This window comes from Flavobacterium sp. FlaQc-48, assembly GCF_044007335.1.
GTDB lineage: Bacteria > Bacteroidota > Bacteroidia > Flavobacteriales > Flavobacteriaceae > Flavobacterium.
Map to the genome: position 1 here is coordinate 1 of NZ_JBIPCR010000094.1, position 255 is coordinate 255.

Genomic DNA, 255 nt, shown 5'->3' on the forward strand with positions numbered 1-255 from the left:
ACATAACTGCAGTACCATCTGCGCAGGCGGGCTTAACTACTCTGTTCGGGATGGGAAGAGGTGAGCCCCGCCGCAATAACCACCTTAAGGTTGTTAGTCTAAAGTCTAAGGTCTTAAAGTTATAAAGCCTTTCGACTTTATGACTTTTATCTTTTGACTAAAAGACTGCCCGCGACGGGCAAATATCTTAACATACTGAGATAAAGAAAAGTATTTTTATTTAGTATTTTTAGAAAGTTTCTTCCTCCCGATTGC

General features: G+C 40.4%; 1 rRNA gene. It reads right to left on the bottom strand.

Going from position 1 to position 255, the window contains the following annotated elements:
- Positions 1-87 (bottom strand): 5S ribosomal RNA (gene rrf, locus ACHRWY_RS27710); the annotation flags it as partial.
- Between the last annotated feature and the right edge of the window lie 168 nt (positions 88-255).